This window comes from Paenarthrobacter sp. A20 (assembly GCF_024168825.1).
In the GTDB taxonomy this organism is placed as follows: domain Bacteria; phylum Actinomycetota; class Actinomycetes; order Actinomycetales; family Micrococcaceae; genus Arthrobacter.
In genome coordinates, this window is sequence record NZ_JALJWH010000001.1 from 4,036,992 (window position 1) to 4,058,023 (window position 21,032).

The 21,032-nt window shown below is 63.7% G+C and carries 17 protein-coding genes and 2 tRNA genes; 6 read left to right on the forward strand and 13 right to left on the reverse strand.

The window, feature by feature from the left end; genetic code table 11:
* Position 1 precedes the first annotated feature (1 nt).
* The 3 genes from murA to leuC all read right to left on the reverse strand — a co-directional run bounded on the left by murA (position 2) and on the right by leuC (position 3,607).
* The gene (murA, locus tag J3D46_RS18755) at positions 2-1,327 is read right to left on the reverse strand and encodes a UDP-N-acetylglucosamine 1-carboxyvinyltransferase (protein WP_159702251.1); all 1,326 of its coding nucleotides are present in this window, start codon (positions 1,325-1,327) and stop codon (positions 2-4) included.
* 209 nt (positions 1,328-1,536) lie between these two features.
* Positions 1,537-2,145 (reverse strand): 3-isopropylmalate dehydratase small subunit, encoded by a 609-nt coding sequence (gene leuD, locus J3D46_RS18760; protein WP_231339945.1) that lies wholly within the window; start codon positions 2,143-2,145, stop codon positions 1,537-1,539.
* Between the two features lie 10 nt (positions 2,146-2,155).
* Positions 2,156-3,607: a 3-isopropylmalate dehydratase large subunit gene (gene leuC, locus J3D46_RS18765; RefSeq protein ID WP_231339946.1), complete on the reverse strand. Its 1,452-nt coding sequence runs from the start codon at positions 3,605-3,607 to the stop codon at positions 2,156-2,158.
* Positions 3,608-3,741: 134 nt separating this feature from the next.
* Here leuC and J3D46_RS18770 point away from each other — a divergent pair, with 134 nt between their 5' ends.
* The gene (locus J3D46_RS18770) at positions 3,742-4,461 is read left to right on the forward strand and encodes an IclR family transcriptional regulator (RefSeq protein WP_014922101.1); all 720 of its coding nucleotides are present in this window, start codon (positions 3,742-3,744) and stop codon (positions 4,459-4,461) included.
* A 7-nt stretch (positions 4,462-4,468) separates the two neighbouring features.
* The gene (locus J3D46_RS18775) at positions 4,469-5,005 is read left to right on the forward strand and encodes a DUF1697 domain-containing protein (protein WP_231339947.1); all 537 of its coding nucleotides are present in this window, start codon (positions 4,469-4,471) and stop codon (positions 5,003-5,005) included.
* Here J3D46_RS18775 and J3D46_RS18780 read toward each other — a convergent pair.
* The 10 genes from J3D46_RS18780 to J3D46_RS18825 form a co-directional block, all read right to left on the reverse strand.
* Positions 5,002-6,621 (reverse strand): GTPase, encoded by a 1,620-nt coding sequence (locus J3D46_RS18780; protein WP_231339948.1) that lies wholly within the window; start codon positions 6,619-6,621, stop codon positions 5,002-5,004. The two genes, J3D46_RS18775 and J3D46_RS18780, sit on opposite strands and share 4 nt — an antisense overlap.
* Entirely contained in the window at positions 6,618-8,399 is a 1,782-nt protein-coding gene (locus J3D46_RS18785; protein WP_231339949.1) for a dynamin family protein, read from the reverse strand. Before J3D46_RS18785 ends, J3D46_RS18780 begins: the two co-directional genes overlap by 4 nt.
* A 106-nt stretch (positions 8,400-8,505) precedes the next feature.
* Positions 8,506-8,581 (reverse strand) — tRNA-Glu (locus J3D46_RS18790).
* Between the two features lie 127 nt (positions 8,582-8,708).
* Positions 8,709-8,780: transfer RNA gene (locus tag J3D46_RS18795), tRNA-Gln, on the reverse strand.
* Between the two features lie 137 nt (positions 8,781-8,917).
* Positions 8,918-9,646: an HAD family hydrolase gene (locus J3D46_RS18800; protein ID WP_231339950.1), complete on the reverse strand. Its 729-nt coding sequence runs from the start codon at positions 9,644-9,646 to the stop codon at positions 8,918-8,920.
* 13 nt (positions 9,647-9,659) lie between these two features.
* Positions 9,660-11,180 (reverse strand): glutamate--tRNA ligase, encoded by a 1,521-nt coding sequence (gltX, locus tag J3D46_RS18805; RefSeq protein ID WP_253468472.1) that lies wholly within the window; start codon positions 11,178-11,180, stop codon positions 9,660-9,662.
* A 131-nt stretch (positions 11,181-11,311) separates the two neighbouring features.
* Entirely contained in the window at positions 11,312-12,088 is a 777-nt protein-coding gene (locus tag J3D46_RS18810; protein ID WP_090818840.1) for a fumarylacetoacetate hydrolase family protein, read from the reverse strand.
* A 23-nt stretch (positions 12,089-12,111) separates the two neighbouring features.
* On the reverse strand, positions 12,112-12,909 hold the full coding sequence (locus J3D46_RS18815; protein WP_253468474.1) for an MBL fold metallo-hydrolase: 798 nt from the start codon (positions 12,907-12,909) through the stop codon (positions 12,112-12,114).
* 275 nt (positions 12,910-13,184) lie between these two features.
* Positions 13,185-14,297 (reverse strand): branched-chain amino acid aminotransferase, encoded by a 1,113-nt coding sequence (locus J3D46_RS18820; RefSeq protein ID WP_231339953.1) that lies wholly within the window; start codon positions 14,295-14,297, stop codon positions 13,185-13,187.
* A gap of 117 nt (positions 14,298-14,414) precedes the next feature.
* Positions 14,415-15,467, reverse strand: coding sequence for a 3-isopropylmalate dehydrogenase (locus tag J3D46_RS18825; RefSeq protein WP_231339954.1), 1,053 nt, complete (start codon positions 15,465-15,467; stop codon positions 14,415-14,417).
* 123 nt (positions 15,468-15,590) lie between these two features.
* Between J3D46_RS18825 and J3D46_RS18830 the strand changes: the two genes are divergently transcribed.
* From J3D46_RS18830 to J3D46_RS18845, 4 genes are all read left to right on the forward strand, one after another.
* Positions 15,591-16,775: a sensor histidine kinase gene (locus J3D46_RS18830; protein ID WP_231339955.1), complete on the forward strand. Its 1,185-nt coding sequence runs from the start codon at positions 15,591-15,593 to the stop codon at positions 16,773-16,775.
* A gap of 3 nt (positions 16,776-16,778) precedes the next feature.
* Entirely contained in the window at positions 16,779-17,492 is a 714-nt protein-coding gene (locus J3D46_RS18835; RefSeq protein WP_231339956.1) for a response regulator transcription factor, read from the forward strand.
* An 88-nt stretch (positions 17,493-17,580) separates the two neighbouring features.
* Positions 17,581-18,375, forward strand: coding sequence for an ABC transporter ATP-binding protein (locus tag J3D46_RS18840; protein WP_231339957.1), 795 nt, complete (start codon positions 17,581-17,583; stop codon positions 18,373-18,375).
* A 27-nt stretch (positions 18,376-18,402) separates the two neighbouring features.
* On the forward strand, positions 18,403-20,847 hold the full coding sequence (locus tag J3D46_RS18845) for an ABC transporter permease (RefSeq protein ID WP_253468476.1): 2,445 nt from the start codon (positions 18,403-18,405) through the stop codon (positions 20,845-20,847).
* Positions 20,848-21,032 lie beyond the last annotated feature (185 nt).

Consider the following 21,032-nt stretch of genomic DNA (forward strand, 5'->3'; position numbering starts at 1 on the left):
GCTACTTGGTGGTGGTGATATCGAAATCGGCGCCGAGGCCGGCCAGCTTCTCGGTAAAACGCTCGTAACCGCGGTTGATGATGTCGATGCCTGTGACCCTGGAGGTTCCGGTGGCGGCAAGAGCCGCTATGAGGTGGCTGAAACCGCCGCGAAGATCCGGGATGTCGATGTCGGTGCCACGGAGGGGTGTGGGGCCCGAGATCACGGCTGAGTGAAGGAAGTTCCGCTGCCCGAAGCGGCAGGGCACGCTGCCCAAGCACTCACGGTGCACCTGGATGTTGGCACCCATCCGGGCCAGGGCATCAGTAAATCCGAAGCGGTTCTCATAAACGGTCTCGTGGACGATCGACACACCCTCGGCCTGCGTCAAGGCCACCACCAGGGGCTGCTGCCAGTCCGTCATGAAGCCGGGGTGAACATCCGTCTCAAGGACGAGCGGGGAGAGCTTGCCGCCTTGATGGTAGAAGCGGATGCCGTCGTCGCCGATGTCCATCCCGCCGCCTACTTTGCGGTACGTGTTCAAGAACGTCATCATGTCGCGCTGGGACGCACCTTCGACGAAGATGTCACCCCGGGTGACCAAGGCAGCTGATGCCCAGGAAGCGGACTCATTGCGGTCCGGGAGTGCGCGGTGGTTGTACCCGCGCAGGTCCTTGACGCCCTCAATCCTGATGGTCCGGTCAGTCTGGACGCTGATGATGGCGCCCATTTTCTGCAGGACCGCAATGAGGTCGATGATCTCGGGCTCAGTGGCGGCCCCAATGAGTTCGGTAATGCCCTCCGCGCGCGTTGCGCTGAGCAGGACCTGTTCGGTGGCGCCAACCGAGGGATACGGCAGGGAGATCTTGGCTCCGTGCAGACCATGCGGGGCGGAGATGTGGATACCACCAGGGCGCTTTTCCACTACTGCACCGAACTGGCGCAGAACATTCAAGTGGTAGTCAATGGGCCGGTCGCCAATCTTGCAGCCACCCAGATCCGGGATGAAGGCCTCGCCAATGGCGTGGATCAGGGGTCCACACAACAGGATGGGAATCCTGGAATCGCCGGCATGGGCATCAATGGCTGTGCTGGAGGCCGTCTTGGCATCCTTTGGATCCAAGGTGAGATCACCCGTTACCGGGTCCTTCGCGACGGTCACGCCGTGCAACTGCAGCAGGCTGGTGACAACCTCTACATCCTTGATTTCCGGCACGTTCCTCAGCACCGATGGTTCACTGCCCAGCAACGCCGCCACCATGGCCTTGGGCACCAGGTTCTTGGCACCGCGAACGGTCACTCGTCCTGTTAACGGGACGCCACCGCGGATTGTCAGAACACTACTCATCTATACCGGTTTCCTCACGACTACTCGCCCCCCAAACTTACAAAGGCTCCAGCTAAGCATAGAAGCTCGCGTTACCGAACCGAAATGGACGCACCCTGCGGCAAAGGTCTCAGGTATCAGTTGAACGTTGACGAAAAAGGACCGGCGGGCAGTCCCCAAGGGTGCCCACCGGTCCGATAGCCACAGAGCTGCGGCCTCACAACAACAAGCTATCCAGCGTCAACCTTCGCGGGAAGCGTCTTCGGCTTGAAGGAAGGACGCGTGGCCTCGTAGGCGGTGATGTCCTCTTCGTGCTGCAGCGTCAGGCCGATGTCGTCGAGGCCTTCCAGGAGGCGCCAACGGGTGTAGTCATCGATGTCGAACGGCGCCACAATGTTGCCGCACTCCACGGTCTTGCTGACCAAGTCAACCTTGACCTCTGTGCCCGGATGATTTTCCAGGACCTTCCAGATCAGTTCGACGTCGTCCTGTGCCACCTGGGCTGCGAGGAGCCCCTGCTTTCCGGAGTTACCCCGGAAAATATCGGCGAAACGGGAGGACAGGACGGCTTTGAAGCCATAGTCCTTCAGGGCCCAGACCGCGTGCTCGCGGGACGATCCCGTGCCGAAATCGGGTCCGGCCACCAGCACGGAGCCGGCGTTGAACGGAGCTTGGTTGAGGATGAAGGACTCGTCCTTGCGCCACGCGGCAAACAGGGCGTCTTCGAAGCCTGTGCGCGTGATGCGCTTGAGGTAGACGGCGGGGATGATCTGGTCGGTGTCCACGTTGCTCTGGCGCAGCGGAACTCCGATGCCGGTGTGGGTAGTGAATGCTTCCATGATGATCCTCCTAGACTGCGATTCCGGTCAGGGTGCCTGCAGCAGCGGACTCAAGGTCCGACGGCGAGCTCAGCGTGCCACGGACGGCCGTGGCTGCGGCCACTACAGGAGAGACCAGGTGGGTTCGGCCACCCTTGCCCTGGCGACCCTCAAAGTTGCGGTTGGACGTTGATGCGCACCGTTCACCCGGCTCAAGCTGGTCAGGGTTCATGCCCAGGCACATGGAGCAGCCGGCAAAGCGCCATTCAGCACCGAATTCCTTGAAGACCTTGTCCAGGCCTTCAGCTTCGGCTTCCAGGCGGACACGGGCTGAGCCGGGAACAACCAGCATGCGGATGTTGGGGTCCTTTTCACGGCCGCGGATGATGTCCGCGGCAACGCGGAGGTCCTCAATCCGGGAGTTGGTGCAGGACCCCAGGAAGACCGTGTCCACACGGATGTCCTTCATGGGAGTGCCGGCTTCCAGGCCCATGTACTGGAGTGCGCGCTCGGCGGCGGCCTTGGCGTTCTCGTCACCGAAATCTTCCGGGGAGGGAACCTTCGCTGAAAGGGAGACGCCCTGGCCGGGGTTGGTACCCCAGGTCACGAATGGCTCCAGTGTGTCCGCGTCCAGGTCCACCTCAACATCAAAGGTGGCGTCGGCGTCGGTGTGGAGCGTGTTCCAATACTCGACGGCTGCATCCCAATCAGCGCCTTCGGGCGCATGCGGGCGGCCCTGCATGTAGTCGTACGTGGTCTGGTCCGGAGCCACCATACCGGCGCGGGCACCGGCTTCGATGGACATGTTGCAGATGGTCATGCGGGCATCCATGGACAGCGCCCGAATGGCGGAGCCACGGTATTCGAGCACGTACCCCTGGCCACCACCGGTGCCGATCTTGGCGATGACGGCAAGGATGATGTCCTTGGCCGTGACCCCGGGACGCAGGGTGCCTTCAACGTTGATGGCCATGGTCTTGAACGGCTTCAAGGACAGTGTCTGCGTGGCCATGACGTGCTCCACCTCGGAGGTGCCAATACCCATGGCCAGCGCACCAAAGGCGCCGTGGGTAGAGGTGTGGGAATCGCCACATACCACCGTCATGCCCGGCTGGGTCAGTCCCAGCTGCGGGCCCACGACGTGCACAATGCCCTGTTCCTTGTCACCCAGGGAGTGGAGGCGGACGCCGAATTCCTTGCAGTTGGCGCGCAGGGTTTCAATCTGGGTGCGGCTGGTCAGATCGGCAATGGGCTTATCGATATCCAGCGTGGGAGTGTTGTGGTCCTCAGTGGCAATGGTGAGGTCAACGCGGCGTAAGGGCCGGCCTGCCAGCCGGAGGCCTTCAAATGCCTGCGGGGACGTCACTTCATGGACGAGGTGCAGGTCGATGAAGAGAAGGTCGGGCTGGGCATTGGCTCCTTCGCCCTCGCCTTTGCGCACGACGTGCGCATCCCAGACTTTCTCGGCCAGTGTCTTTCCCACGGCCTTGCTCCCTTCACTGCGGTTGGATGGAGGCCATCCACTTGAACTGTTCTTCATCTACTGAAGCAGCAGGCTCGTGAAATAGGCCAGTGAAACAACTTGCATCTCAGATAATGAGACGGCAATATCATTACATGGACAATTCTAGTGGAGTCGGTGTCATTGATAAAGCGGCCCAGGTACTCGATGCACTCGAGGCCGGGCCCACGACACTCGCGCAACTTGTAGCGGCCACGGGCCTTGCCCGTCCCACGGTTCACCGGCTCGCGCTGGCACTGGTTCATCACCGGCTGGTGAGCCGCGACATCCAGGGACGTTTTGTCCTCGGCAGCCGTCTGGTGGAGCTCGCATCCGCCGCCGGTGAAGACCGCCTCATCGCCTCGGCAGGCCCGGTCCTCATCCAGCTGCGTGACGCAACCGGTGAAAGCGCCCAGATCTTCCGCCGGCAGGGCGACTGGCGTGTTTGCGTGGCCTCGGCAGAACGCCCCATCGGCCTGCGCGACACCATTCCGGTAGGCACCCAACTCTCCATGAAGGCCGGCTCCGCCGCCCAGGTACTGCTGGCCTGGGAAGATCACGACCGCCTCCTGGAGGGGCTGCAGAACGCCCGCTTTACGCCCACCGTCCTGGCAGGAGTACGACGCCGGGGCTGGGGTCAGAGCCTCGGCGAACGCGAGCCTGGGGTCGCCTCGGTTTCCGCTCCCGTTCGAGGCCCGTCCGGCAGGGTCATCGCGGCCGTGTCCATTTCAGGTCCGATCGAGCGCCTCACCCGCCAGCCGGGCCGACTGCATGCCGAAGTGGTCTGTAACGCCGCCCGGGTGCTGACCGAGGCCCTCCGAAAGAACAACGACTAGGTTCACCATGAACAGCTACGCGGTGTTCCTTCGCGGCATTAATGTGGGCGGCATCAACATCAAGATGGCTGACCTCAGGACAGCGCTTAATGACTATCCGTTTGCCAAGGTCAAAACCCTGCTGGCCAGCGGAAACGTTGTGCTGCAGAGTGCTCTCAGCGCCGAGGACGTCAAGGCCCGGTTCGAAGAGTGCCTCCGGAAGACGTTCGGCTACGACGCATGGGTGGTGGTGCTCACGGCCGCCAGGGTTGCCGAACTGGTCCACGCCTGCCCCTACCCTGCCGACGACAAATCCACGCATAGCTACGTCACACTTGCTTCCGATACCGCAATGCTTGACGACCTTTTCGAGGCCGGCGCGGCCCTTGGCGGGGTGGAACAAGTGCGCCTGGGCCCCGAAGCCTCCGCCTGGCTGGCACCGGCAGGCGGAACCTTGGACAGCCCGTTCAGCAAGCTCTCCGCCAAGGCACGCTACAAAGCCAGCACCACTACCAGGAACCTTCGCACGCTCATCAAAGTCCGGGACGCCGCAGCAGCACTCTAGGCCGAACGTGCCGCTTTCAACGCCGCATTGAAGGCCTTCAAGCGCGTGATCTCCACGTCGACAGGCTCCACAATGCGCTGCTCGGCAACACGTGCCACTGCGGACTTCAAACGTTTCGCTGCCCCTGATGCCCGCGCCCTCGCAGCCCAACCGCCTACGATGCGGCCAGCAATGGCCAGCACAATGCCCAGCAGTACTCCCCCGGCCACCATCAATGTCGGCCAGGGCCAGCCCTCCGTCCGTGGCACCTCCGGCACAGGCATCTGGAAGTACCCAAGGGCAGCCAGGACGCCGAGCCAGCCCAGCCCGCCAACGGCGAGGAGTAGTGCCAGCCATTGGAGGGTATTGAACAGCACCCACCATAAGGGACGCTTCATCGCTTTCAGGTCCGTTCCGGCAATGGCCTGATCCAAAGCATCAGACAGTTGTTCCCTGCCATCACGTGCCACACTCCGAATGGCTGCCCGCCAGGGTCCCGGCGCTCCGGTGGATGCCTCGTCCACAAAATCCCGGACAGCCGCATCCGTCCGCGCGCGCTCCGGTGCGCCGGCAGGCGGTAATGAGGTCCGGCTGAGCTCAGGCCTGGTATCCGGCTTGCCCAGGTTCAGTCGCCGAAGCGGGTCCGGTCGAAAGCGCAACAGCCACCGGGTCACAGGCCAACCCGTCCTGCGGGCCGATTCCCTCCGGAACGACCGCTGCACGGCGTCCACCACGACAGGTACGTTGGCCGCCGTCGCCAGTTCAGATGCGAGCCGGGATTTTGCCCGTCCGTTGATGCCCCGGGCTTCACCTTCGCCGGAGGCACGAGCGAGTTCCGCGGCGGCCTTGGCTACATCGGCTGCAAGGCGCTGGGTTGTTGCCTCCCGCTGTACTACGACGTTCCTGATGGCCCCGCGGACGGCCGGGACGCCGTCGCCAGTTACGGCCGACGCGCCCAGAACGCGGACCTTTCCCAGTCCATCACGCTGAAGGATTCCCTCCAGTGACTCCATGACGGCGGAGGCGTCGGCGGCGCTGAGCTTGTCCACCTGGTTCAGGACAACCAAGGTAACGGCGCCGTGGGAGGCCATGGGCCGAAGGAAGTCATTGTGCACGGCGGCGTCGGCGTACTTTTGCGGATCCAGGACCCAAACCAGGACATCCACCATGCCAACCATGCGTTCGGTGATCTCACGGTTTTCCACCCGGGTGGAGTCGAAGTCGGGCAGGTCCAGGAGCACCAGGCCAGTGCCCTCATCAGCCAACCCCGGAACCGGCGGCAGTGTGTGGCGTTCCTTGACGTCCAACCAATCGAGCAGCGGCCCGCTGCCGTCTTCACCCCAGATTCCTGCCAACGGCGCGGATGTCGTGGGTCGTCGGGCCGTCGCGGTGGCGAGCCCGCTTCCAGACACGGCGTTGAACAAGGACGATTTTCCGCTGCCGGTTGCACCGAAAAAGCCCACCACAGTGTGTCCGGCGGACAATGACCGCCGCGCCGTTGCCCGATCCAGGACGTCATAGACAGACTGCAGGTCCGCGTCCGGGAGCACGCCTTCGGCGAGTTCGCGGGCTGTGTTCAGCGATTCGAGGCGGCGCTGCAACTGGGAAGATTCACGGACCTGGCTGTGGCGGCTCATGCGGCTCCCGCCAGGCGGCCGAGTGCCTTGGCGTGCCGGGCCAGGTCATTACCGGAGCTTGGATGGGCGGCCTCAAGCCTGTTCAGGAACCGCTGTTTCTCATCGTCCAGAAGCCTTTGGCACTGCGTGTGCAGGTCATCCCGTGCCTGTTGGGCAAGGCGCCGCACCGCGTCCTCGCCGAACACTGCCTCCAACAGCTTCTGGCCAACCACAGCCGTTCCACCTGCGATGCCGATCTCCAAACCACTCAGGCCGGCCGTCATGGAGAACACCACCACCATCAGCGCTGCGCCAAGCCCGTTGACGCCAAAGGACAACCACCGGGCTTGGGTTCGCTTTCCTTGGCCCTGTGTACGGATCATCTCCATCAGACCCACCTGCCAGGACCGGATCGCAGCAGCAGCCTTTGCATCAAAGTCGTCGCTGGTTCCGGACAGGTCATGGGCGCCGAGGAGTTGTCGGCCTGCGGGGTCCGAACGCCATCGCCTGTCCACGTTCTCTGCTGCGTTGGCAGCTTCATCCAGGATGACGGCCTGCAGCCCGGTTTCGATGGCGGTCTCAACCTTCACCGCCGGGGCGGGTTCGCCGCGGAAGAAAGCCCCCACACGGTCCCGGAAGCGGCCAATGTTCTGCTCGACAGCCCTAAAGAACTCGCCGGTGCCTACGAAATCCTGCCACCTGGCCAGCACTTCCCCGCGCAGCAATGCTCCATCCTTGGTCGCATCAAGAATGCGCAAAAGTGCCTGCTCATACTCCGCGGTGCACACTGTCTGGAGTTCATGCGCAGCGGCATCCTGTTCCGCGGCAGCGTTGGCAATTCCTTCCAAACGGACGCTGACTGCCTTGACGGCACCGTTGAATGTCCTGCGGGCCACGTCCGCCCTTCCCGCCGCATTGGCGGCGAGGGCGGCCAACCACTGCCCCAGTGGCGCCACCGATTCCGTGGGGAGCATCCCGAGCCCGTCCAGGTCGCTTTCCGGAACGACGAAGAGCTTCGCTGCCCCGAGCCCCTGCCGGTCAAGCATTGACTGAAGGTCGGCCTTGACTTCGTCTTCAGCGGCAGCCGGCACCCGGTCCAGCACCACGGCTACGGTGATATCCCGCGAAGCCGCGTCCAGGAGCAGGCGCCAGGGTACGGCGTCGGCGTAGCGGTTCGCTGTGGTGACGAAAACCCAGAGGTCAGCGGCAGCAAGCAGCTGTCCAGCCAGCCTGCGGTTGTCATCGGAAATCGAGTCGACGTCAGGCGCGTCCAGGAGGGCGATTCCCTGGGGCACCGCAGCATGGGCGACCAGCACCAACGACGTGATGGCCTGCGCATCGGGGGCGGCACCTGCCTGGTTTGCCGGCAAAGGACTCGTTGAGACAGTGCCCTTGATGCGGTCCAGGCTCGGAAGAATCCTGTGGCCTTCAAACCACCCCGCATCCCCGGGATGGTGGAGCAAGATGGGCTGGCGCGTGGTTGGCCTGATGGCGCCCGCCCGGGTCACCGGGTAACCCACCAGCGCGTTGACCAACGTGGATTTGCCCGCACCCGTTGAACCTCCGACGACGGCCAACAGCGGAGCCTCCAGGCTTCTGTAGCGGGGAATCACGTAGTCGTCGAGCTGCGCAAGGGACTCGCGAATCCATTGGCGGGCTTCCTCGGCTTCCGGCACGGCGAGCGGAAGGGTGGTGGCCGCCAGTTCAGCACGGGCCGACTCCAAAGTTTCGACGGCGGCCGCCGCACCTTGGGCTACGGATTGGTGCCGGCTCGATGCCGGGTCTTGGTTTGCGGTCACAGCATCATCATGCCAGCCGGATCCACCTTGCAAGCGCGAGGCTGGCACAGCAGGTGGAAAACGGGCAAAAAGAAATCCCCCGGAACGTGAGTTCCGGGGGATTCGGTGGTGACCCCAGCGGGATTCGAACCCGCGTTACCGCCGTGAGAGGGCGGCGTACTAGGCCGCTATACGATGGGGCCTTGCACTTTTTATCACCGTTTCCGGCGATCAAGCTGAATGAGTATTTCATACTTTCAGCCTCGCTCCAAATCGCTTCAGCGGCTTGGAGGTTCCGAATTTCCAGCGTGTTGACGCGGATTTTCAGAGCTGGGATACCAGGACTCGAACCTAGAATGACGGTACCAGAAACCGTAGTGTTGCCAATTACACCATATCCCAAAGTGACTTTCGGACCGGAGTTCCGCGCTTCGGTTTCCCTGAGCTTTTCCCTCCGTGCCCCTCAGCACGAGTAATGACTCTACCGGAGTCTTGCCACCTGCACAAATCGAGAAGCCGTTACCTGCATCACATGAATCTCACGCCGCAGTAGGGGCTTTAGCGAGCAGCCGCGACAGTGAGTCCACCTGGCGTCCTGTGAACTCTTCCACCACTTCCCCGGTCCTGTTGAGCCAGACGCCAATGAGTCCGGCCGCCGTCGCACCATCGGCGTCGAGCAGCCTGTTGTCACCGACGTAGAGGGTCTCCTCCGCGGCGGTACCCAGCAGGCGGACACCCTCAAGGTAGATGGCAGGCTCCGGCTTGGCCGCGCCCACAGTGTCTGTGCCCACGAGGACCTTGATCCTGGAAAGGCCCGCACCGTCCAGCTTGGCGCGCTGGTAGTCATGAACGTTGTTGCTGACGGCTCCATAGGGAATGCCGGCGGCATCGAGTGCGTCCAGGACCTGTTCGACGTCGTCGAAAGCCCTCACGTACGCCGTCTGGCGTTGGTGGTACTCGCTCACCCACGCCTGTGATTCGTCACCATCGCCAAGCTCCACGCCAAAATGGCCAAGGGCAGCCCGGCCGCGAAGCAGTCGCTGCTCGTTGAAGGTCAGCTCGCCAGCCAGGTAACGGTCGTAGAAGTGCGTGGTTTCGTGGGTGAAAATGCGCCCGAACTTCACCCACCCGGCCTGGTCGAGGCCGGGCAGGAGATGTTCACTGACATCACGCAACGCTGTCGTCATGGCGTACTCAAGGTCCACCAAGGTGTCGTCGATGTCGAAGAGGACACCGCGGATGGTGCCGAATGAGCTTGCAATAGCCATGACGTGGCTGCTCTTAGCCGCGGAACGCGCGAACGCGGCCCAGGGACGAGTCCTTACCCAGGATCACCATGGACTCAAACAACGGCGGGGAAATGCGGCGGCCCGAGATGGCGGTGCGGACAGGCCCGAACGCTGCACGCGGCTTGATGCCCAGGTCCTCGACCAGCGCCTGCTTCAGGGCGCTCTGGATGTTCTCGGCCGTCCATTCTTCGATGGGCTCCAGGGCCGCCAGGGCAGCGTCAAGGACTTCCTCAAGGTTGGCCGGCAGGCCCTTACGCGCGTCATCGGCAACGTCGATCGCGTCGTCGGCCTTGAACAGGAAGGCCAGCATCTCGGGAGCCTCGCCCAGAAGGGTGATGCGTTCCTGGACCAGCGGGGCTGCCTCTGCGAGGATCTCTTCCTGCCGCGGAGTGAGGATCTCACCTACGAAACCTGCTGTACGAAGGTACGGGACCAACCGCTCTTTGAAGTCTTCCGGCGCGAGCATCCGGACGTGGGTTCCATTGATGGCTTCGGCCTTCTTGATGTCGAAGCGGGCAGGGTTGCCCAGGACATCGTGGATGTCGAAGTTCGCCACGAGCTGCTCCACCGTGAAGATGTCCTCATCCGCGCTCAGGGACCAGCCCAGCAGCGAGAGGTAATTGAGCAGGCCCTCGGGAATGAACCCACGTTCGCGGTGCAGGAACAGGCTGGACTCCGGGTCACGCTTGGAAAGCTTCTTGTTGCCCTGGCCCATGACATACGGCAGGTGGCCGAACTCCGGCATGTACTCGGCCACACCGATGGCGTAGAGCGCGCGGTACAGTGCGATCTGGCGCGGGGTGGAGCTCAGCAGGTCCTCGCCGCGCAGGACGTGGGTGATACCCATCAACGCGTCATCCACCGGGTTCACCAGGGTGTAGAGCGGGGCACCGTTTGCGCGGACCACGGCAAAGTCGGGGACGGAGCCGGCTTTGAAGGTGATCTCGCCGCGGACGAGGTCGTTGAACGTGAGGTCCTCGTCCGGCATGCGCAGACGCAGGACGGCCTCGCGGCCTTCGGCCTTGAACTGTGCCAGCAGCTCCTCCGTCAGGTGGCGGTCGAAGCCGTCGTAGCCCAGCTTCGGGTCGCGGCCGGCAGCCTTGTGGCGGGCTTCGATCTCATCAGGCGTGGAGTAGGACTCGTAAACGTGTCCTCCGGCCTTGAGCTTGGCGATGACGTCCTGGTAGATGTCGCCCCGCTGCGACTGGCGGTAAGGCTCGTGCGGTCCGCCAACCTCCACGCCCTCATCCCAGTTGATGCCGAGCCACTTGAGCGCATCCAGAAGCTGGTGGTAGCTCTCCTCGCTGTCACGGGCAGAGTCCGTGTCCTCGATGCGGAAGATCAACTTTCCACCGGTGTGGCGCGCATAGGCCCAGTTGAACAGGGCGGTGCGGATCAGGCCAACGTGCGGTGTTCCCGTCGGTGACGGGCAAAAACGGACGCGGACCGGAGTCTCGGCGTTAACGGCAGGGATGGCGCTGGGGGCAGCGTTCGACGCAGAAGCAGTAGTCATAGTGGTTCCAACTTTACCGCTTGGCGTAGCTTGGGTTTCCCGGTCGAAAGTGCTCGACGGCGGCACTTACCTTTCGTGTGAAAGGCGCGTGCCGCCGTCGGCGTTTGGCATTTTGAGGTTTAGCCGGGAGCCTAGCGGCGAACCACCGGGTTGGAGAGGCGGCCGATGCCCTCAATCTCCACTTCGAAGCGGTCGCCCTCGCTGACCAGGCCAACACCGGCCGGGGTGCCGGTCATGATGACGTCACCCGGAAGGAGGGTGAAGGCATGCGAAACGATCGAGACGAGTTCGCGTACGCCTCGGATCATCTGGTTGGTGCTGCCGTCCTGGCGGAGTTCACCGTTGAGGCGGCCTTGGATGGAGAGGTCCTCGTGGTCGAGTTCGGTTTCGATCCACGGACCCAGCGGCGCAGAGGTGTCGAAGCCCTTGGCACGGGCCCATTGAAGGTCCGTTTTCTGCACATCGCGGGCAGTGAGGTCATTGCCACAGGTATAGCCGAAGATGACGTCGTCCGCCCGTTCTTCGGGGACGTCCTTGCAGATGCGGCCAATGACCACGCACAGCTCGGCTTCGAAGGAGACTTCCTCCGAGAACTCGGGAAGGATGATGGGGTCGTTCGGCCCGATCACCGAAGTATTGGGCTTCAGGAACAACAACGGCTGCTGGGGAACTTCATTTCCCAGTTCCGCTGCGTGCTCGGCGAAGTTCCGGCCGACACCAATCACCTTGCTGCGGGGAATGATGGGCGCCAGGAGCCGCACGTCCTCGAGCTTGTGCTTCACATGGGTACGTTCGACGCCGTTGAAGAACGGGTCACCATTGATGACAGTGATTTCCTCACTGCCGGGCTCACCTTCGACAACGCCGTAAAGGGGATCAGAATCAACTACAAACCGGGCGATACGCATGGGCTCAAGCCTACCGTCCGGGCTTAGCTCCGGAGGTAATCCACTTGGGCCGCAACCGAAGTCTCAGCGGCCCACCTGACGGAGGGGTCGACGTCGGGATAGACGGCATCGGTGACCGCAGGGATCGAGGCGTCCGCGCCCAACTGGTTCAGTGCCGCCCTGATTTGATCAAGCCGTTGTTCCCGGTGTTCGCGGTATTCACGGCATTTCGCGTCCAGGGCTGGAAGCACGGGTCCATGGGCTGGGAGGAGCGTTGCGGGGCCGAGCGCTTCCAAGCGGTCCAAGCTGGCAAGGTAGTCGCCCAGCCTGCCGTCCGGGTAGTCCAGCACCGTGGTGCCGCGGCCCAGGATGGTGTCCCCCGTCAGTACTGAGCCATGGGGACCGTCGGCGGGGAGATGGAAGCACACTGAGTCGGAGGTGTGGCCCGGGGTTGCCACGACGCGGATTTCGATGCCGCCTGCGTTCAGGACTTCGCCATCGTGGAGGGGCTCGCCGCCATGGCAGTGTTCCGGGGATACAGCCCGGACCGGGGCTCCCGTTAGTTCGTGGAAGCGCGCGGAGGCTTCCGTGTGGTCTGCGTGCCGGTGCGTGATGAGCACGACGTCCACTGCGCCGGCCGCCGCCAACTCCGCCAGGTGCTGTTCGTCTTCCGGACCCGGGTCAACTACAGCCACGTGGCCCGATCCCGGGGCTCCGATGACGTAGGAATTGGTGCCGTCCAGGCTCATCGGTCCTGGGTTCGGGGCCAAACGGAAGCGGGTGAGGTCACTGCTGCGCTGCAGGGAAGAGTCGTTGGAGGTCGCTATTGATTCAGAAGTCACTGTCCCATCTTGGCACCGATGCGATGCTCTCTCACCAATCACCCCCATCCAGCCATCCCCCTCTCAGCAACCACCCTCAAAAGGCCCGACGCCGTCACCCGGCTGTAGTGCCGCCGTCGCCGATTAGAGCGCCTCCGACAGGAGGTGAGAGAGCGGTCACAAGAAAGCCGCGAGAGGTGAGAGCGCATCCCGACGCAGAACGGCGGCCCTTCCGCTTGCCACCAAGGGAAAGGACCGCCGTCGTGCGTTTCGGTTGTGGCAGGAAATACTGAGACTTAGACCAGGCGCGTCAGCCAGCCGTGTCGGTCCTCGACGGTTCCGGTCTGGATGCCCAGGAGCTGCTCGCGGATAGCCATGGTGGTCTCGCCCGCCTTGGCGTCTTCGGAGCCGATGAATTCCGTTGCGTCCTTGAGGACACCGATCGGTGTGATCACAGCCGCGGTGCCGCAAGCGAAGACCTCGGTGATCTCGCCGGAGGCAACGCCATCACGCCACTCATCAAGGGTGATCTTGCGCTCGGTGACTTCGCGGCCCATGTCCTTGGCCACCTGGATGACGGACATCCGGGTAACGCCTTCCAGGATGGTGCCGCTGAGCGCGGGAGTGACAAGCGAGCCGTCCTTCATGACGAAGAAGACGTTCATGCCGCCGAGTTCTTCCACGGCGTCGTCGTTGAAGTGGTCCAGGAACAAGACCTGCTTGCAACCGTTCGCTTCGGCTTCCTGCTGTGCGATCAAGGAGGCTGCGTAGTTGCCACCGCACTTCGCTGCGCCCGTACCGCCGCGGCCCGCGCGTGCGTATTCACGGGAGATCCAGATGGAGACCGGCTTGAGTTCGCCGCCGAAGTAGTTGCCGGCGGGAGAAGCGATGACGCGGAAGGATACTTCGCGGGCGGCACGCACACCCAGGAACGCCTCGGTAGCGATCATGAACGGACGCAGGTAAAGGGCTTCGCCGTCGCCGGAAGGAACCCATCCCTTGTCAGCCTGCACGAGTTCGCGGATGGCGCCGAGGAAGTACTCCTCCGGAAGTTCCGGAAGGGCAAGGCGGCGGGCCGACTTGTTCAGGCGCGCAGCGTTGGCTTCGGGGCGGAACGTCCAGACGGAGCCGTCAGCGTGGCGGTAGGCCTTGAGGCCCTCGAAGATTTCCTGGCCGTAATGCAGGACAGCAGCCGAGGGGTCCAGGGAAATGGGTCCGTAAGGCTCGATCCGGGCATTCTGCCAACCGCCATTGCCATCGGCGTCAACTTTGTAGTCGACGACGGCGGTGTGGTCGGTGAAGTAGTCGCCGAAGCCTGGGTTCGCCAGGACGGCTGCACGCTCCTCAGCAGATTTCGGTGTTTCCGAAAGCTGCTGGCTGAATTCGACGCCATGGGCAGTCTGAGTCATGTTTCCTCCACAGTCAGCTACCTGGCAGGGTGAACCGGGTCCCAAAGGGTGTGGTTCAGCGATGGACCAGGGAAGCAGGTAAATAATTCAAGACAAGCTTACGCCTGAGAATTGGGCCTAAAGTGCGGCCGCGATAGCGTCGCCAATGGCAGCTGTGCTGCGTGGCTCGCCGGTGCGGCTCTCGACGTCGGCGATCACTGCCGCCTCGATCTTGCGGGCCGCCGTGGTGTAGCCAAGGTGGTCCAGGAGAAGCACTGCGGAGAGGATGGCCGCGGTGGGATCGGCTTTCTGCTGACCGGCGATGTCCGGAGCGGAGCCGTGGACGGGTTCAAACATGGACGGCGCTGTGCGGTCCATGTTGATATTGCCCGATGCCGCCAGGCCGATGCCACCGGTAATGGCAGCAGCGAGGTCGGTAAGGATGTCGCCGAACAGGTTGTCGGTGACGATGACATCAAAGCGGGAGGGGTCGGTCACCATGAAAATGGTGGCAGCATCGATGTGCAGGTAATCGTGGGTGACCTCGGGGAATTCCTGGGCCACGGCCTCGACGGTCCGCTTCCACAGGTGCCCGGCGTAAACCAGGACATTGTGCTTATGGACGAGTGTGACGTGCTTGCGCGGACGCTCGCTGGCGCGGCGGAACGCATCGCGCACCACGCGCTCAACGCCATGGGCGGTATTGAGCGAAACCTCGGTTGCGACCTCGTGCGGGGTGCCGCCACGCAGCGTGCCGCCGTTGCCGACATAAGGACCCTCGGTACCTTCGCGGACCACGATGAAGTCGATGGTGCCGGGGTTCGCCAAAGGGCTGCCGACTGTTCCGTACAGACGGGACGGGCGCAGGTTCACGTAGTGGTCCAGGCTGAAGCGGAGCTTGAGCAGCATCTCGCGTTCGATGATGCCGGAGGGGATTCGCGTATCGCCGGGGGCCGCACCCACTGCGCCGAAAAGAATGGCGTCGCGCGTGCGCAGGTCCGCCAGGACCTCGTCCGGAAGGGTCTCGCCGGTCTCCAACCAGTGCTGGGCACCGAGCTTGTAGTTGGTCAGCTCAAGGGCGACGCCCTCCACGGCGACAGCCTTTTCGAGGACCTTGACGGCTTCGGCGATGACCTCTGGGCCAATGCCGTCGCCAGGGATGACAGCGAGATTGATGGACGTTGCACTCATAGCTCTATCTAGCCAAGCAATCCACATGCTGGTCAAAATCGTCTCATTCTGCGAACACGCAACAGCGCGAAGTCAGACCACGGCATGATGTCCGGGCAGGGAACAAGCGCATAGAGTCTAAGCGTGGATAGAAGGCACGCAGTTTACGAATGGTTCCGCATCAACCGCTTCACAGTGGATATGACGGCCACCTCGCTGCTGATACTCCTTTTCGGTCCGGTCTACCTGCTCGCCTCCCGGCCCGGGCTCTTTGTCCTTTCGTGCAGCCTCCTGCTTCCGCTGGCCTGGCGGCGGACGCGCCCGGCTGTGGCGGCCGGCGTCGTCATTCTTGTATGCCTTATTCAGTGGGCAGTAGGCGCCGAACCGGTGGCGGGCCAGATCGCAGTCCCGCTTGTCATCTATGCAACCGCAGCCTACGGGCCGGCCTGGGCGAGCCGCACGGTGCTGGTGGCCGGCATGCTGGGTGGCATCATGCTGACTACTCGCGAATACTCCAGTACTGCCGAGTCGGGGATCATGGGGCTCACCATCGGAGCGCTCTACACGGTCCTGATTTGGATGCTGGTCCTGGTGAGCTGGACCCTGGGCGATCTGACCCGGGTACGCCGGCTCCAACTTCAGGCCCTCGAGGACCGGACACGGCGGATGGAAGTGGAACAGGTCCAGGAGCGGAAACTGGCCGCCGCCGACGAACGCTCCCATATCGCCCGGGAAATGCACGACATCGTGGCCCACTCACTCTCAGTGATCATCACCCAGGCGGACGGCGCCCGTTATGCAGCCGCCGCGAAGCCCGAGCTCGCTACCGAAGCGCTGGCAACCATTGCCGCGACAGGCAGGGACTCGCTGGGTGAGATGCGACGGCTCCTGGGGGTCCTCCGCTCCGATGACGACTCCCCCACGCGCCCGCAACCCCGGCTGTCCGACCTGGACGAACTGCTCCTCGGCTTCCGAGCCGCTACCTTGCAGGTGGCTTTCGAACAGAGTGGTGTCCCCCGCCGGGCCCTCCCCGCTGGCGCGGAACTCACTGCCTACCGGATCATCCAGGAAGCCCTCACCAACGTCATGAAGCATGCTGGACCAAGGGCGACGGCGGGCGTCACCCTGACATGGCAGGCACGTGGACTTCAACTGGATATCGTCGACGACGGCCGCGGCGCCGCTGCGGATCCGCCAGCAGCCGGTGGCGGCAACGGTTTGCGGGGAATGGGAGAGCGGGTCTCCCTCTACGATGGTTCCTTGACCGCAGGTCCGGAACAGGGCGGCGGTTTCCGTGTGTCCGCTTTTATCCCCTACTCGGAGGCCTAAGCCATGCCAGAAGTTCCTGCGCCCATCAGGGTCGCACTCGTTGATGACCAGCATTTGGTCCGTTCGGGCTTTGGCATGCTGATCAATTCACAGCCCGACCTTGAAGTGGTCGCCGAGGCGGGAAACGGGATCGAGGCTGTCCAGGCCCTTGCCGCCACCGCTGCCGATGTGGTCCTAATGGATGTTCGTATGCCCGGGATGGATGGCATCGAGGCAACCCGCCGCATCCTGGAACAGGCAGCGGCGCAACCTTCTGGATCCCAACGCGCGGACATCAAAATCGTCGTCCTGACCACGTTCGATCTCGATGAGTACGCCCTGGCTGCTATCCAGGCCGGCGCCAGCGGATTCCTCCTGAAGGATGCGCCACCCGAAGAACTCCTTGAAGCAATCCGGACCGTTTACCGTGGGGACGCCGTGATCGCTCCCTCCACCACCCGGCGTTTGCTTGACCATGTGGCGCCGCTGCTGCGGACGCAGACCCCTGAACAGAGCGAGCACGCCGCTGCCGTAGAGCGGCTGACGACCCGCGAGCGTGAAGTGTTCCAACTGATCGCGCAGGGACAGTCGAATCCCGAGATTGCGGCGGGCCTTTTCCTATCCGAGGCAACAGTGAAGACCCATGTGGGCCACATCCTGGCCAAGCTTGGCGCCCGGGACCGTGTGCAGGTAGTGGTGATTGCGTACGAGACAGGGATTGTGGCGCCGGGGATCTGAGAGCTCAGACCACGGTATGAGCACCCCTGCCAGATAATGGACCCCAGGCCCGATCCCGGTGTGACGCACCAAAACATAGCGTGGAACCATGACAACATTCACGCCTCTCCCCCATCCGTCAGGAACCGACCACCCCACGGGATCGGACGCCGACCAGGCGCGTCCCGCCGTCGAGGCCTTCACCCTGTCCAAGAGTTACGGACGGGCCGATACCCGCGTGACGGCCCTGAACGAAGTGTCGGTGAGCTTCGATGCCGGGAAGTTCACCGCGATCATGGGGCCCTCCGGTTCGGGAAAGTCCACCCTGATGCATTGCCTCGCCGGGCTTGATACCGCGGATTCCGGACGGATTGTGCTGGGCGGCACGGATTTGACGGGGCTGAACGATCGCCAGCTCACCGCCCTTCGCCGGGAGCGGATCGGCTTCGTCTTCCAGGCGTTCAACTTGGTGCCCACCTTGACGGCCGAGCAGAACATCACGCTTCCGCTTGCCTTGGCGGGAACCACCGCCGACGCCGGATGGCTGGATACCGTTGTCAGTACCCTCGGCCTGAAGGACCGCCTGAAGCACCGACCCCATGAGCTTTCCGGGGGTCAGCAGCAGCGCGTGGCCGTAGCCCGCGCGCTGCTGACGCGTCCCGACGTCGTGTTTGGCGATGAGCCCACCGGCAACCTCGATTCCAAGGCCGGCGGCGAAGTCCTTGCGCTGCTCCGTCGAAGCAGCCAGGAAATGGGCCAAACCATCATCATGGTCACCCACGATCCCGTGGCCGCCAGCTACGCCGACCGCGTGGTGTTGATGAGCGACGGCGGCCTGGTGGGCGAGATTCACGATCCCACGGCAGATTCCGTCCTGGCCGCCCTCGGCAAGCTGGGGGCCTGAGGCATGTTGCGTGTTGCCCTTTCCCAAGTGACGACGCATTTCCGGCGGTTCGTCGCCATCGGACTGGCTGTGATGCTGTCCGTGATGTTCCTCTCCGCCACGCTGATGGTGGGTGCAAGCACGAATGCGTCCCTGGGCGCCAGCATAGGAGAGGCCTATCGCAACGCTGACCTCGTTGCTACGTCAAAGAACGGTGAAGCGTTCACCCAGGCCGCAGTGGATGCAGCCGTGTCCTCCCCCGCAGTGGATGATAGCTACGCCGAACGTTCCACTTATGTCACGTTCGAGGCCGGCGGCGGCGAGCAATACGGGCGGCTGCGAAATGCAGCCCCCGCGTCGCTTGAAGGCGCGGTCCTGTCGTCCGGATCCATGCCGGTCAAGGCTTCGGAGGCTGTTATTGACGTCAAGACGGCTGAACATCTGGGCCTCGCCGTTGGGAGCACACTCGAGCTGCACGGGCCCGGACCTGTCAAGAATGCCACAGTGACCATCACGGGCCTGACCCAGGCCACGAATGACCCCTTCTCGTCATCGGCGGCGCAGTTGGTAGCGTCCGAATCGGTCCTCAACGCGGTCCAGGATGCCGGGGCCGGGTTCACCGGGGTGCAGTTCTCGCTCAAGTCCGGGGAGGATGTCGCCGCCGCCAAGGAGTACATCACCCATCGAATGGAAGCTGCGGGGGCCGTTGAGCCCGTGCTGGAAACGGCACAGGAGAAGGTTACGTCCACGGTGGCCATGCTCAGCGCAGGACAGGACCAACTGACCGTGGTGCTGCTTGCGTTCGCCGGCGTAGCCATCCTTGTCTCGACGTTGGTGGTGGCCAATACTTTCTCCGTGCTGGTGGCCCAACGGACCAGGGAGCTGGCACTCCTGCGGTGCCTCGGCGCCGGCCGGGCACAGATCCGCGGATCAGTCATGCTTGAGGCCCTGGTGGTCGGCTTCCTTTCCTCGGTGCTGGGCGTCCTTGCCGCGACCGGCCTGATGACCGGGTTGATTGCATGGGCAAGGTCCCAGCCTGAGCAGGCCTTCGCGACGTTGGCTGTACCGCCGTCGGCTATTGTTGCCGGCCTTGTTGCCGGAACATTGTTGACCGTAGTCGCTGCGCTGGTGCCCGCCAAGGCGGCCACCGCCGTCGCACCCCTTGCCGCCTTGCGGCCCAGCGATGACGCCTCCGTCCGGAACAAACGCGGCAAGGTCCGGCTGGTCCTGGGCCTGGTGGCCTTGGCCGGAGGAACCGCGCTGCTGGTGTACGGCAGCGTGAACGTGTCACTGGGGGTGGCACTGCTGGGTGGTGCCGCCTCGTTCGTAGGGATCCTGCTCTGCTCCACCCTGTTCATCCCCACAGTCGTTGCAGTGGCCGGTCGCCTGGCCGCTCCGGCTGGCGTCCCGGGCAAGCTTGCCGCCGTCAACGCCGCCCGCAACCCCGCTCGGACCTCGGCTACCGCGGCTGCGCTTCTGATCGGCGTCACGCTTGTGTCCCTGATGATGACCGGCGCAGCGACCTCGAGGCAGGCGTTCAACGACACCTTGGCAGAGAACTATCCCGTGGACCTGTCCACGCAGTCAGCAGTGGACGGCCCGGGCGAGCCCAACCAGGCTTTGGAAAGGATCAGGACCCTCGACGGCGTCAGCGCCGCGGTCCTGCTCCAGCCTGTGGGAACACTGAGCGACACCACCACCCCTGACGGCGGCACGACGATCTACGGCCTCTCCGCCGCTGATGCTGCATCCGTGCTCCGCGACAACAACCTGAAGCCGGCCCCGGGCACCGTGTACCTTCCTGAAGATTCTCCGAAGGGGCCCGCCACGATCACGACGGCGGCCGGCAGCGTTTCACTCGACGCGAAGGTTTTGCGGACCCGCCACGTCCCGGCCTTCGTAGAAAGCACCAGCATCTCCGCCGCCCCGTTGCCGGAAACCCCTGCCATGGTGTGGGTGAAACTGGACGATTCTGTGTCCACGGACCGGGTGCAGGCTATCCAGAAGGAAGTCGCAGCAGCCTTGGGCGTTCAGGAGCGTACTGTCAGCGGGGCCGCGATCGAGCGGGTGACGTTCAACAGCATCATTGACGTGCTCCTGCTGGTGGTCACCGGGCTGCTTGGTGTCGCGGTGGTGATCGCGTTGATCGGCGTGGCCAACACGTTATCGCTTTCGGTCCTTGAACGGACCAGGGAGAACTCGCTCCTCAGGGCGCTGGGACTCACCAAGGGCCAGCTGCGCGGAATGCTGGCCATCGAGGCAGTGCTCGTAGCAGGCGTGGCCGCCATCATGGGTGCGGGCATGGGCGTCGTCTACGGATGGCTGGGGGCGCAGGCAACCCTGGGCGGCGTGGCGACAGTTGTGCCCGCCGTGCCGTGGCTGCAGCTGGCGGCGGTCTTTGGGGTGGCCGTGGTGGCCGGACTCCTCGCATCCGTGATCCCGGCCCGACGCGCTGCACGTCTGTCTCCGGTTGAGGGGTTGGCCACCGCGTAGGGCCCGCACGCCCTCCCACCTCATCCGGCTTAAAGAGAAACGCTCGTTACCTTTTTCGTAGCCTGTTTCCTGGTGCAGGATATGGGTGTGCTGGCCTGCTGATCCCGGCATGATTGTGACGCTCTGTCAGTCGATGATCTTGAGAGTGTTGTCACCGGGGTTGGTAGGTGCCGGGAGACCGCTGA